Below are 12,102 nucleotides of genomic sequence, written 5' to 3'. Positions count from 1 at the left end.
TGCGAGGAGGCGTCGACCGTCGGAGAGGAGAGCGATGGGCACCAAGATGCGATTGACGGCGGCCGAGCGGGGTGCGGAGGTGCTGGAGGCGGCTGTGCAGGCGTTCGGCGCGTCCGGGTACGAGGGCACCAAGACGGACGAGATCGCCCGGCTGGCCGGCGTCTCGCAGCCCTACGTGATCCGCCTGTTCGGCACCAAGCAGCAGCTGTTCCTGGCCGCCGTTCAGTCGGTGTGCGACCGGATCGAGCAGATCTTCCGCGAGGCGGCCGAGGAATCACCCGAACTGCGCACCCTCGGGCACAACTACGAACGGCTCCTGGCCGAGCCCGAGCTGCTCCTCGTCCTGCTGCACGGCTTCTCGGCCAGCCGCGACCCGGCCATCGGCGACGCGGTCCGCGAGCGCTTCGGCCGCATCTACAGCCTCGTCCGTGAGCTCACCGGCGCGTCACCGACGGAGGCCCGCGAGTTCCTCGCCACCGGCATGCTGCTGACGGTGATGTCGGCCATGCAGGTGATCGGTCCCGACGCGGCGAGCCTGCCCTGGGCCGAGGAGCTCGCGTCCACCCTGGGCGACGCGAAGTAGTCAGTCCCGCCCGAGCTTCTGCCCGGAGGCGAACCAGATCGCCACCGTCGACAGCACCAGCGCACCCACGGTCACCACCAACGACCCACGCACGTCCACCCCACGCACCACCCCGACCGCCACCGCGACCACCGGCCCGATCAGCACAGCGATTGCCCCCGGCAACAACCATCGCCGGAGCGAATCCCGGTGCACCCGCGCGTATGACGGGATCTGTGCGGTGAACGCGGTGGCCAGATGCACCACCAGCAAGGCGATCCCGGTCACGACCAGGTTCCAGTTCACCTCGCTCGGCGCACGGAAGACCCAGCCGAGGGCGACCACGATGATGAAGACCAGCCCGGCCAGCGAGTCCGGCAGGATGACGGTTGCCACCAGCATCGGAATCGCGATCAGCGGGATCAGGTCCAGCTGATCCCACGGCTGCAGCCAGGAGATCAGCAGCGCGACGCCGCCCGCGACAGCGATCACCAACCGGGCGAGGAATGCCGCCTCCCCGGCCGCCCGCAGCTGCACCAGCCACAGGCTGATCCTCTCGGCGGCGGTCATGACCGCATCCTCGGCGCCGCCGCGAGTCGCGAGGCATCCCGCAGTACTTCGTCCAGCGTTCCCGCTCCCTGCCACGGCACAGTCGGTACGCCGAGGTCGCCGAGCCGGTCGAGCTCGCGCCGGCGCTCCAGCAACCGCAGTCGCCAGGCCAGCGGCCACGTCCGCGCGTCGTGCTCCTCGAGGTCGATCACCGACGCGACGTCCGGCGGCAGCGTGTCCACGGCGATCACCGTGCATCCCGAGTGCACCAGCGTCACGACGTACCCGAGGACTGTCTGCCGGAGCAGCGGGCTGAGCACCAGCACGAGGCTGTCGGACCTGATCCGGTGCCGCCGGGCCAACTGCTGCTCGTCCTGCTGGCGGCCCTGGCGGTCGGCGTGGGTCAGCGCGTCCAGGATCCGGCGCAGGTGACCGCGACCGCTGCCGGACCTGACGCCGCGGACCGTGTTCCCGGTGTCGATCAACCGGACCCGGTCGCCGTGCCGTAGGTAGTGCTCGGCGATCGAGGCCGCGGCACGGACTCCGGTGTCCAGGCTGCTGGACCGCCCGTCGATCCCTTCGCTGATGCCGATCTCGCCGCCGGTGTCGAGCAGGATCACGACCTCGGTGTCGCGGTCCGACCACGTCGACGTCACGTGCAACTCGCGGGTGCGCGCCGACACCGACCAGTTGATCCGGCGGAGCCGGTCACCGGTGCGGAACGGACGGACGCCGGCCAGCTCGGTCCCCTCACCCGGCCGCCGCGATCGGTGCAGCCCGACCAGGCCGGCCGGACGTGGCATGGCGTCGACCGCTTCGAAGCCCTCGCGCAACGGCAGCGTGGTCACGGACATCGCGCTGGCGGAGACCACCGGGACGCGATACGCACCCAGCATCGAGGTCGCGATGACCGTCGGCCGCTCCAGGGCACGGATCCCCCACCGCTTGGACCGCAGCCCGACCTCGAGGGTCACAGCCCCTTCGGACACCGGCTCAGCGATCGCGGCCTGCGCCGGGTCGTACTGGAACCACTGCGACCGCGGCAGCGCGGCCACGATCAGGTCGATGTCCGGATCGATCGTCCCGGCCACCTCCAACCGGTAGGTCGTCGCCTGGCCCTCGAACAGCACGTCGGTGTCCAGCTCGGTGCGCACCTCGGGGCGCTCCCGCGGACGGAAGTACCGGCCCCAGACCGCGACGAACGCCAGCGGCAAACCCAGCACGGCCGCATCGGGCCGTCGTGCCAGCACTGCGAGCACCAGCAACACCGCAGCCACGCTGACCGCGCGGATCTGCGCGTGCGTGGGCTTCCATCTCATCGGAGCGTTCCACTCACTGCGACGCGCCCTGGGATACGTCCTGGGTCCCGCCGACCACGGTGGGCGGGGTCGCGACCGAGCCCAGCACCGTGCGGACCACCGTCGCACCGGTCACCTCGTGCAGCCACAGCTCTGGACGGACCGTGATCCGGTGCGCTAGCGCCGGCACCGCGACTGCCTTCACATCCTCCGGTACGACGTAGTCCCGGCCCTGGATCACGGCGTACGACCGAGCTGTCAGCAGCAGCGCGAGAGAGCCACGCGGCGAGGCACCGACGAGGACCTGGGAGTCGCGCCGGGTGGCAGCGGCCAGGTCGACGCAGTACTGCCCGACGGTGTCGTCGACGGTGACGGTCTCGATCGCACGCTGCGCAGCGTGCAGTCCGGACGCGTCGGTGACCGCCTCGACGGTCTGGTCCTCCGTACGGCGGCTCATCCGGCGCCGCAGTACCTCCCACTCCTCCGCGGCGCTCGGGTAGCCGAAGCCGATCCGCAGCATGAAGCGGTCGAGCTGTGCTTCGGGCAGCGGATAGGTGCCTTCGTACTCGACCGGGTTCGCTGTCGCGAGGACGTGGAACGGGGTCGGCAGCGGGAAGGTCTGGCCCTCGACGGTGACCTGGTGTTCCTGCATCGACTCCAGCAGCGCTGCCTGCGTCTTCGGCGGGGTCCGGTTGATCTCGTCGGCGAGCAGCAACCCGGTGAAGATCGGGCCGGGCCGGAAGACGAACTCGGACTCCTTCTGGTCGTACACGAACGCACCAGTGACGTCCGACGGCAGCAGGTCCGGAGTGAACTGCACCCGCCGGAACTCCAGCCCGAGCGCCTGTGCGAACGACCGCGCCGCCAGCGTCTTGGCGAGCCCCGGGTAGTCCTCCAGCAGGACGTGCCCACCGGCCAGGATGCCCGCGAGCACGAGCTCGAGCGCCTCGGCCTTGCCGACCACTGCCTGGCTCACCCGGTCCAGCACCTGACGGCTCAGGTCGGACACCTCACCGAGCTTCAGCTCGCGATCAGTCACAGTTCCTCACAGGTTCTCGATGGTCTGGATCGCGTCCTCGATCTCGTCGAGGGACGCGGTGCGCTTGTCGTCTGCCGTGACCAGGGCCCACAGCCGGTCGCCGGTGATCGCGCGGGCGCGGTCCGGCTCCAGTGCGGGGTCGACGCCGTGCCGGTGCACCAGCCGGTCGGTGGTCAGCTCGAGCAGCAGCGGCCGGATCCGGCGGGCGAACGTCTGCGATCCCTCGCCGGCCCGGCGTTCGCGGCTCGACTCCTGCAGCCAGGTCGCGACGAACTGGGTCCTGTTGTCCGTGCTCCGGGTCCGCAGCGCGGCCAGCTTCTCGTCCTGCCGCGCCGGCCAGTTGGTCTCCAGCACCTGCGGAACGATCAGCCGCAGCGCCAGCGATCCGAAGCCGATGGCCAGCGCCATCGCCACGAACCACAGCGGCCGCGGCGCCATCCCGGCCGCACCGAACGCACCGATCAGCAGCAGACTCGCCAGCACGGTGAGCCCGACGTGTTGCACCAGCGCCTTGTCCAGCCGCATCGACCGACGACGCCGTTTCTGCCCGCCGCCTTGGTCACTGTTCCGTGGCGCGCTCTCGTCCAAGGGAGTCCAGCGGTACGACGTCATCCGGGCACCGCCTCGCTCTCGCTCGCCTGCTTCGCGGCCCGCGCGGAGCGAACGGCGGCCAACTCGTCACGCAGGCGCATCAACGCCGCCCGCGCCTCGGCCCTGGCCTGTTCGGTCGACCCGTGCGTCGAGTAGCGGGCCTCGCGGTACAGCTCACCGAGGCGATTCAGCTCCGGCTCGGAGATGCCGCCGACCCCCAGGACCCGGACCGTGAACTCGGCCGGTGTCTCCGACTGGTCCCGCGCCAGTCCCGCGGACGCGGCCGCTTCCTCCAGTGCGACCCAGCAAGCGATCACCGCATCGGTCGCCGTACCGGTGTCGATGCGCGCGAGGCCGGTGTCGACCGCCTCGGCCAGCCGGTCGGCCTTCATCCGCTCCCAGTCCGCGTCCGCGGTCTCGGCCTGCGGCAGCTCGACCTTGCGGAGGATCCGGTAGAGCAACCGGCCAAGGAGGAGCGCGATGGCCGCGATCACGAGGTAGATCAGCGCCTGCCACAGAGCCTTCAGCCAATCGGGCATCGGCCGGTTTTCCTTGTCCTTCTTCTCCGGCGGGACGAACGGCGTGGGCGGCTGGGCCCGGTCCGTCGGAGTCAGCGTCGGCAACGGCCTGGGCGACGACTTCAGCGTGCTCTCGCTGATCGGCCGCACCGAACCGCCGGCCGAGGCGAGCACCACGAATCCGGCCGCGGTGACCCCCAGGATCAGCACGACAGCCAGCGTCCACGCGCCCCGACGGTGGGTGTGCATCCAGGAAGGCTAACCGATCAGAAGCCCGTATCGAGCCACGGAAGCCGGCTCGTGGAAAACGCTTGCGCCGCGGCCTCGAGCGCACCGGCCGTGTGCTCCTGCGCCAGCCCGGCCGCACCGAGCCGGACGAACGACGGCTTGCCGAGATAGACCGAGGCCAGATCGCGGACGTCGACGGTGAGATCGGCCGGCCGGGTGGTCGACTCGCAGGTCGCCCCGGTCGGACCACCCGCGAGGTGCCACTTGCCCGCGTTCCAGGGAAGGAACCCGTCGGTCACCTCGAGGACGACGTCGATATCGCGGGCGTACGTCCGAGCCGCAAGCGCAGGGGCCAGGTCGACGAACCGCAGCCAGAGACCGTCGCGGGTGATCGGCGAGGGCGCCCGCTGGTCGACCAGCAGGTCCAGCAGCGGGTCGTCCGACGGCAGTGCCTCGTACCGCGTCTCGCTCAACAGGTCGGGCTCCAGCAGGTAGCGCCAGAGCGCCGCATGCGATGCCAGGTCCACGGCGTGCACGCGCCGTACCTCGACGAACCCCTTGTCGGCGCGCTTGGTCCGGTAGTGCGCGAACCCGGTCAGCTCGCCGCCACGCTCGGCCAGCACGCAGCGCAGCGCGGAGGCGTTGGACGGGTCGACCATCACGTTGTCGCTGACAACGAGCTCCTGCCACCGCTCGTTGTGCTCGAACATGCCGACCCGCTCGGTCGCCAACTTGTTGCGCAACGCGGCGGTCTCGGCCAGCGTCTCGCGCACACCGACGTACCTGATCCGTACGTCGTCGATGCCGGCGACCGGCCGCAGCTCGCGAGCGGGCTTCGGTACGACGATCTCCTGGTGGTCGCTGGCCAGGCCGTACCCGAACCGGCCGTAGATCACCGCTTCGCTCGCGGTCAGCCCGGCGAGCGGCTCGGTCCCGGCCTCGTGGATCTCGTTCAGCTGGGCCCGCATCAGGTCGCGCAGGATGCCACGCCGGCGGTGGGTCGCGCGGACCCCGACCATGGTCACCCCGGCCATCGGCACCTGCGCACCCGGCACAGTCATCCGGTGCGAGAACGCCGCGGTGTGGCCGACCAGTTGCTTCTCGTCGACCGCGACGATGCTGCGGTCCGGCTCCCAGACCTGCCGCTCCGCCTCGAGTTGCGCCTCACTCCACGGCGCCGAGAACGCCACGTCAATGAGCTCCAGGAGCTCGCCCCACTCACCCTCGAACCGCCCGATCTCGATCGCCATGCCCAACACCTACCAGACCCCGAGAACCACCCGCCCCACCTTTTGCGCGCGAAAACGCGGCAGGGCCGGGAATTTCCCGTCGCGACGGGAAAGTCGCGCGACTCCCGGTCTGGACTGATGAAAATCGTTTTCATATACTCGGGAGATGACCGCCCACTCGAAGACGCCGTTGTCCCTGCTGGTCGGGCTTTCCACGACACTGCGGGAACCTGTGCTGGACGCGATGCTGGACACCACCAGCGTGGCCGTGGTGGTGGACCAGGACGAGCTGCCCGGGCGGGGCGTGCTGTCCTGGCGCGTGCTGGACGCGTCCGGGCCGATCGACGCCGGCGAGTTCTCCGTGGGCGACGACTGTGGGGCGTGTCAGCTGATCGAGTCGCTGCTGCCGTTGCTCGAGGCCCTGGTCGCGCGGAGACACTGGGATCACGTCGTACTGGCGGCGCCGCCGGCGATGGAGGCACGGCCGCTCGCGGGCTCGCTGGTCGCGGCGCTGCCGGAGATCGTCGTCGACACGATCACCTGCGTGGTGGACGCCGTGCTGCTGGTCGAGCAACTGTCAGGTGACGAGCTCCTCGACGAGCGCGGTCTCGCACTCGGGCCGCCGGACCGCCGCAACGTCGCCGAGCTCACCGCGCGGCAGATCGAGTACGCCGACGTCTGCGTACTCGCCAACCTGCATCGCAACGCGGCGCCGGATCGACTGCACAACCTGCTGCTGCACCTCAACCCGCGGACCACAGTCGTCGCGGCGGACCCGGCCGGCGTACCGGAAGGGCCGGTGGCGCGGACCGGGCTTTTCGAGTTCGTCGCCGCCGAGGCGTGGGCCGGTGAGCTGGCGTCGTCCGATCGGGTCCAGCCGAGCGGTGACGGCGTGACCACCGTGCTCTGGCGGTCGACGCGGCCGATGCATCCGTCGCGGTTGAACGACGCACTCGAGGACATCGTGAACGGCGTCGTCCGCAGCCGTGGCGTGGTCTGGCTGGCGAACCGGCCGACGCAGCGCGTCCGCTGGGAGTCCGCCGGGTACAGCGCGTCGCTCGGCATGCTCGGCGAGTGGTCGGACACCGAGCACCTGGCCGAATGCACAGTGGTTGCGACCGGCATGGGTCTGGATCCGGCGCGGCTGCAGTCGATCCTCGACGCCTGCCTGCTGACCGAGTCCGAGCTGGCCAGCCTGGACTGGAACGACCTCGACGACCCGTTCGCCGGACTGCTCTGACGCCGCGGCCGGCTAGCCCAGCAACGGCAGCCGGTCCGCGTGTGGACCGAGCATGTCCAGGTCGTCCTCGTCCAGCGGCACCCGGCCGGTCGCCTTCAGCACGTACGTCGTCGTGTCCCAGCCGATCAGGTCCCACGCCTCCGGACCGAACAGTCCATCCAGCGTCCGCGCAGTGACCTGCAGCGCCTCCGGATCAGGCTCCGGTGCGTCCGGCAGGCCGACGGTCAGGTCGAGATGGTGGACCGTTGCCTCCAGCACCAACGTGGCCACGAAGTCGGTCGCCCGCAGTACGTGCCCCTGCGTCTCGATCCGCCGCCCCTTCTCCGACAGCCCGGCAGCGGCCGCCCGCACAGCAGCCTCGGACACCTCCCGCCAGTGCTGCACCAGCATCCCCGGCCTCCGGTACGAGGACGCGACGCCGCGGACGAAGCTCGTGTCCGGATTGTCGCCGTCCATCCGCGGCGGGAAGTCCTGCCAGTACGTGACGAAATCCCGGTCCGGCCCGACCACCGCCGGGCTCGCGAACGCGATCAAGGCACGCTCGGCGTCGTACAGCAGATGGACCAGCAGCGGCCCGACCGGCATCCCCGGGCACCTGGTCGCGAGCCCGAAGTCGGCGTCGCTCAGCCCCTGCACGACCTCCGTCAGCCGCCCGTACTCCCGGCCCAGCGTCGCCGCCAGCCCCAGCGGCAACGCCCCTCGCTCGGGTGCCTTCATCCACGGCCTCCTCGGTGTGCTCCCTTGAAGAAACCTAACCCGGGAGTACGCCGTGATGTTCCTAGGCGCGTGCGGTATCTAGGTGAGCCGCGGCGCTCGCCTCGAGGTGGCTGAGGTCCGACGCGACGGTCGCGAAGGTGTACCCCTGGCTCAGCCGCCGCCGGGCGGACTGCCCGTCCTGGGTGTGGATGCCCGCCGCGACCCCGGCCTCCTGCGCGGTCCGCGCGATCAGTGCGACCGCTTCCTCGAACGGCCCCTCGACCTCGGGGTCACCGGGGAAGCGAGCCCCGACCGACAGTCCGAGATCCGACGGCCCGACGTAGATCCCGTCAAGTCCCGGCGTCGCGCAGATCTCGACCACGTTCTTCAGCCCGAGCGGCGTCTCGATCATCGCGAGTACGACGGTCGCCGCGTCCGCGTCGGCCGGGACCGGGCCGATCCGCAGCGACGCCCGCATCGGCCCGAAGGACCGGACTCCGGTCGGCGGATACTTCGCCGCCTGCACGGCCCGGGTGACGTCCTCCGAGTTGTCCACGAGCGGCACGATCACGCCGGTCGCACCCGCGTCCAGGGCCCGGCCGATCGGCGTCGGATGGTTCGCCTCGACCCGCACGATCCCCACCGTCCCGCCGCCACCAAGAGCAGCGCCCGCGTCCACCGCGAGCAGCCCGTTCAGCAGGCCCTGGTACCCCAGCAGACCGTGCTGCCCGTCCAGTACGACGTAGTCGTATCCCAGCCTCGCGATCCGCTCGGTCGCCACCGGTGCATCCATCACCACCCAGTAACCGATCAACTGCTCCCGGGCCCGGATCCTGTTGGCGAAATCGTTTGCGCTCACACCGAGGAGACTATCTAGACCGGCGGTACGCCGTGGCGGCGGGTGGAGAAGTGGCGGTCTTTGGTCTGGGCCGCGGCGAGCCGGGCGATCAGGTCGGTGCGGAGGTCTTCCGGCTCGACGATCGCGTCGATGACGAGGTCGGCGGCCAGCCGGAGGATGTCGATGTCGGTCTCGTACTCCTCCCGCAGCCGGGACACGTACTCGACCCGTTCACCCTCGTCGGCGATCTCCTGGATCTTGTTGTAGTAGACGGCGTTGATCGCTGCCTCCGGACCCATCACCGCGATCTTCGCAGTTGGCAGCGCGACGCACGCGTCCGGCGAGAAGCCCGGTCCACACATCGCGTAGAGGCCGGCGCCGTACGCCTTGCGGACGATCACCGACACCGTCGGCACGGTCGCCTCCGACACCGCGGTGATCATCTTCGCGCCGTGCCGGATGATCCCCGCGCGCTCGACCTCGCTGCCGATCATGAACCCCGGTACGTCGCACAGGTACACCAGCGGCACGTTGAACGCATCGCACAGCCAGATGAACCGGGCCGCCTTGTCCGCGGAGTCGACGAACAGCACGCCGCCCTTGACGGCCGGCTGGTTCGCCACGATCCCGACCACCTGCCCCGCCAGCAGCCCGAACCCGGTGACGAGCTCCGGGGCGTACGCCGGTTTGACCTCGAAGAACGTGTCCGCGTCCACCAGCGCGTCGATCACGTCGTGGATGTCGAACCCGACGCTCTCCTCGGCCGGAACCAGGTCCCGGGTGAAGTCCCTGGCCGGCGGCGCGGCGTCGTACGACGGCGGCCGCGACTGCCACGAACCGGGCAGGTAGGAGAAGTACGTGCGGGCCAACTCGATCGCCTCGGCGTCGTCGGAGGCGAGCAGGTCGCCGCAACCGGAGACGCTGGTGTGCATCCGGGCGCCGCCCATCTCCTCCAGCGTGACCTTCTCGCCGACCACCATCTCGGCCATCCGCGGCGAGCCCAGGTACATCGAGGCGTTCCCGTCGACCATGATCACCAGGTCGCAGAACGCCGGGATGTACGCGCCGCCGGCCGCCGACGGACCGAACAGGCAGCAGATCTGCGGCACCTTGCCGGACAGCGCGACCTGGTTGTGGAAGATCCGCCCGGCACCACGCCGCCCCGGGAACAGGTCCACCTGGTCGGTGATCCGCGCCCCGGCGGAGTCGATCAGCCAGAAGATCGGCAGCTCGTCGCGGAGCGCGACCTCGGTGATCCGGACGATCTTCTCCACCGTCCGGGCACCCCACGACCCCGCCTTCACGGTCGGGTCGTTCGCGACGATCAGCGCCGGCCGGCCGTCGATCAGCGCGCGGCCGGTGACCACGCCGTCGGCGGGCAGGCCGGCGTTCAGGGCGTTGGCCAGCTGCGCGTCCTCGACGAAGCTGCCCTCGTCGACGAGCAAGGCGATCCGGTCCCGCACGTACAGCTTGTTCTGGCTGGCCAGCTTGGCCGCCGCCTTCTCCGGTGGCGCCATCGTCGCCTCGCGGGCGACCTTGACCTCGGTCCAGTGGTCGTGGGTCATTCAGCCATCATTCCACTGGGAGGCCGAGGCTTCGGGCGATCAGCATGCGCTGAACCTCCGACGTACCCTCGCCGATCTCGAGGATCTTGGCGTCCCGGTAGAAGCGCGTCACCGGGTACTCCTCCATGAATCCGTAGCCGCCGAACACCTGGGTGGCGATCCGGGTCGCGGTCACCGCGGACTCGGTCGCGTACAGCTTCGCCACCGACGCGGCCTGCTTGAACTCCTGCACCGACGCGCCGGCGTCCTTCAACGCCGCCGCCCGGTAGACGAGAAGCTCCGCCGCGTCCGCCATCACCTTGAGATCGGCGATCTGGAACGCGACACCCTGCTTGCGCCCGATCGGCACCCCGAACGTCGTGCGCTCACCGGCGTACTGGACCGACATCTCCAGGCAGGCCCGGATGCAGCCGAGCGCGACCGCGGCGATCGCCACCCGCCCGTCGTCCAGCGTCGCGAGGAACTGCGCGAAGCCCTTGCCGCGCTCGCCCAGCAGGTTCGCCTCGGGGACCCGGCAGCCGGTGAACGCGAGTGGATGCGTGTCCGAGGCATGCCAGCCGAGCTTGTCGTACGCCGCCTCGGCCGCGAAGCCCGGCGTACCACTCGGGACGATGATGGTGGAGATCTCCGCCTTGCCGTCCGCCTTCTCACCGGTCCGCGCGGTCACCGTCACGCACGAGGTGATGGACGAGCCGGAGTTGGTGATGAACTGCTTCGAGCCGTCGATCACCCACTCGCCTTGGTCGAGGACGGCCCGGGTCTTGGTCGCGCCGGCGTCCGACCCGGAATCGGGCTCGGTCAGGCCGAACCCGGCCAGCTTCTGGCCGGCCACCAGGTCGGGCAGCCAGGTGGCCTTCTGCTCGTCGGTGCCGAAGGTGAGGATCGGGTTGATCCCGAGCCCGACCGCCGCCTCCAGGGTGATGCCCATCGACTGGTCGACGCGGGAGATCTCCTCGATCGCCACGCACAGACTGGTGAAGTCACCGGCCGAGCCGCCGTACTCCTCTGGGGCGGTCAGCCCGAACAGGCCGAGCCGGCCCATCTTCTGCACGACCTCCACCGGGAAGTAGTGCTTGCGGTCCCACTCGGCCGCGTGCGGGGCGATCTCCGCCTCGGCGAAGTCGCGCACGCTGCGGCGGAACTCGCGGTGCTCCTCGGACAGCTCGTACATGACGCACTCCTCTGTGCTTGACGCTTACGTAAACGTAAAGCACAGTGGGGTGCGTGCACAATATCCGGGTGCCCGCTCAGACCTGGTCGATCGCCGAACTGGCGGCCGAGTACGACGTCACCCTGCGCACGATCCGGTTCTACGAGGACCGCGGCCTGCTCACGCCCGAGCGCCGCGGCACCGTCCGCGTGTACCACTCCCGCGACAAGGTCCGCCTCGGCCTGATCCTGCGCGGCAAACGCCTCGGCTTCTCCCTCGACGAGATCGCCACCATCGTCGACATGTACGACGCCGAGCCCGGCGAGGAGGGTCAACTCGTCTACCTGCTGGACCAGATCACCCACCGCCGCGCCGACCTCGAACAACGCCGCCGCGACATCGACGAAACCCTCCAGGAACTCGCCGAAGTCGAAGCCCGCTGCCAGTCCGACCTCAAGTCACTCCGCGGGTAGGACTCCGGACAGCTCGACAGGAGGTGTCCGGCCGTCTGCGCCCGACACGCCGTCACTCGCACCGAATTGAGGCAGACCTCCTGTCGATCTGCACGCTCGTGGTTCGTGTAGGGGGCGAGAAACCTA

General features: G+C 70.1%; 13 protein-coding genes. 3 read left to right on the top strand and 10 right to left on the bottom strand.

All coding sequences use genetic code 11. The features are described 5' to 3' along the window. Positions 1-34: 34 nt before the first annotated feature. A complete protein-coding gene (locus tag ACGFH6_RS36005) occupies positions 35-583 on the top strand; it encodes a TetR/AcrR family transcriptional regulator (protein ID WP_393393308.1) in 549 nt (182 codons plus the stop codon). Here ACGFH6_RS36005 and ACGFH6_RS36000 read toward each other — a convergent pair whose 3' ends face one another. Genes ACGFH6_RS36000 through ACGFH6_RS35975 form a run of 6 tightly spaced genes read right to left on the bottom strand, consistent with a single transcriptional unit; the run spans position 584 to position 6,035 of the window. Beyond that, complete coding sequence (locus ACGFH6_RS36000) at positions 584-1,132, bottom strand: hypothetical protein (protein ID WP_393393306.1); 549 nt, start codon at positions 1,130-1,132, stop codon at positions 584-586. After that, entirely contained in the window at positions 1,129-2,430 is a 1,302-nt protein-coding gene (locus ACGFH6_RS35995; protein WP_393393303.1) for a DUF58 domain-containing protein, read from the bottom strand. Before ACGFH6_RS35995 ends, ACGFH6_RS36000 begins: the two co-directional genes overlap by 4 nt. 13 nt (positions 2,431-2,443) lie before the next feature. Beyond that, complete coding sequence (locus ACGFH6_RS35990) at positions 2,444-3,448, bottom strand: AAA family ATPase (protein ID WP_393393301.1); 1,005 nt, start codon at positions 3,446-3,448, stop codon at positions 2,444-2,446. 6 nt (positions 3,449-3,454) lie between these two features. Further along, complete coding sequence (locus ACGFH6_RS35985) at positions 3,455-4,060, bottom strand: hypothetical protein (RefSeq protein WP_393393298.1); 606 nt, start codon at positions 4,058-4,060, stop codon at positions 3,455-3,457. Further along, complete coding sequence (locus tag ACGFH6_RS35980) at positions 4,057-4,806, bottom strand: DUF4129 domain-containing protein (RefSeq protein WP_393393295.1); 750 nt, start codon at positions 4,804-4,806, stop codon at positions 4,057-4,059. Before ACGFH6_RS35980 ends, ACGFH6_RS35985 begins: the two co-directional genes overlap by 4 nt. Positions 4,807-4,823: 17 nt before the next feature. Continuing rightward, on the bottom strand, positions 4,824-6,035 hold the full coding sequence (locus tag ACGFH6_RS35975) for a GNAT family N-acetyltransferase (protein WP_393393292.1): 1,212 nt from the start codon (positions 6,033-6,035) through the stop codon (positions 4,824-4,826). A gap of 145 nt (positions 6,036-6,180) precedes the next feature. On the opposite strand from ACGFH6_RS35975, the gene ACGFH6_RS35970 reads away from it, so the two are divergent. Next, positions 6,181-7,254, top strand: a complete 1,074-nt coding sequence (locus ACGFH6_RS35970) for a CobW family GTP-binding protein (RefSeq protein WP_393393289.1) — start codon at positions 6,181-6,183, stop codon at positions 7,252-7,254. 12 nt (positions 7,255-7,266) lie between these two features. Here the strand turns inward: ACGFH6_RS35970 and ACGFH6_RS35965 are convergent, their stop codons facing one another. The 4 genes from ACGFH6_RS35965 to ACGFH6_RS35950 all read right to left on the bottom strand — a co-directional run bounded on the left by ACGFH6_RS35965 (position 7,267) and on the right by ACGFH6_RS35950 (position 11,524). After that, positions 7,267-7,971: a maleylpyruvate isomerase N-terminal domain-containing protein gene (locus ACGFH6_RS35965; protein WP_393393286.1), complete on the bottom strand. Its 705-nt coding sequence runs from the start codon at positions 7,969-7,971 to the stop codon at positions 7,267-7,269. Between the two features lie 61 nt (positions 7,972-8,032). Further along, positions 8,033-8,809, bottom strand: coding sequence for an HpcH/HpaI aldolase/citrate lyase family protein (locus tag ACGFH6_RS35960; protein ID WP_393393283.1), 777 nt, complete (start codon positions 8,807-8,809; stop codon positions 8,033-8,035). 14 nt (positions 8,810-8,823) lie between these two features. Further along, entirely contained in the window at positions 8,824-10,353 is a 1,530-nt protein-coding gene (locus tag ACGFH6_RS35955; protein WP_393393280.1) for an acyl-CoA carboxylase subunit beta, read from the bottom strand. A 7-nt stretch (positions 10,354-10,360) separates the two neighbouring features. Next, positions 10,361-11,524: an acyl-CoA dehydrogenase family protein gene (locus ACGFH6_RS35950; RefSeq protein WP_393393277.1), complete on the bottom strand. Its 1,164-nt coding sequence runs from the start codon at positions 11,522-11,524 to the stop codon at positions 10,361-10,363. Positions 11,525-11,592: 68 nt separating this feature from the next. Here ACGFH6_RS35950 and ACGFH6_RS35945 point away from each other — a divergent pair, with 68 nt between their 5' ends. Next, a complete protein-coding gene (locus ACGFH6_RS35945) occupies positions 11,593-11,976 on the top strand; it encodes a MerR family DNA-binding transcriptional regulator (protein ID WP_393393273.1) in 384 nt (127 codons plus the stop codon). Positions 11,977-12,102 lie beyond the last annotated feature (126 nt).

Source organism: Kribbella sp. NPDC049227 (genome assembly GCF_043197265.1).
Taxonomy (GTDB): Bacteria; Actinomycetota; Actinomycetes; order Propionibacteriales; family Kribbellaceae; genus Kribbella.
The sequence above is the reverse complement of the archived record's forward strand: the minus strand, read 5'-3'. Positions and strand labels throughout refer to the sequence as shown.

Excerpts from the sequence above, each read along its gene's own strand:
- ACGFH6_RS36005 (WP_393393308.1), top strand. The coding sequence starts at position 35 with ATGGGCACCAAGATGCGATTGACGGCGGCCGAGCGGGGTGCGGAGGTG.
- ACGFH6_RS36000 (WP_393393306.1), bottom strand. The coding sequence starts at position 1,132 with ATGACCGCCGCCGAGAGGATCAGCCTGTGGCTGGTGCAGCTGCGGGCG.
- ACGFH6_RS35995 (WP_393393303.1), bottom strand. The coding sequence starts at position 2,430 with ATGAGATGGAAGCCCACGCACGCGCAGATCCGCGCGGTCAGCGTGGCT.
- ACGFH6_RS35985 (WP_393393298.1), bottom strand. The coding sequence starts at position 4,060 with ATGACGTCGTACCGCTGGACTCCCTTGGACGAGAGCGCGCCACGGAAC.
- ACGFH6_RS35980 (WP_393393295.1), bottom strand. The coding sequence starts at position 4,806 with ATGCACACCCACCGTCGGGGCGCGTGGACGCTGGCTGTCGTGCTGATC.
- ACGFH6_RS35975 (WP_393393292.1), bottom strand. The coding sequence starts at position 6,035 with ATGGCGATCGAGATCGGGCGGTTCGAGGGTGAGTGGGGCGAGCTCCTG.
- ACGFH6_RS35970 (WP_393393289.1), top strand. The coding sequence starts at position 6,181 with ATGACCGCCCACTCGAAGACGCCGTTGTCCCTGCTGGTCGGGCTTTCC.
- ACGFH6_RS35965 (WP_393393286.1), bottom strand. The coding sequence starts at position 7,971 with ATGAAGGCACCCGAGCGAGGGGCGTTGCCGCTGGGGCTGGCGGCGACG.
- ACGFH6_RS35955 (WP_393393280.1), bottom strand. The coding sequence starts at position 10,353 with ATGACCCACGACCACTGGACCGAGGTCAAGGTCGCCCGCGAGGCGACG.
- ACGFH6_RS35950 (WP_393393277.1), bottom strand. The coding sequence starts at position 11,524 with ATGTACGAGCTGTCCGAGGAGCACCGCGAGTTCCGCCGCAGCGTGCGC.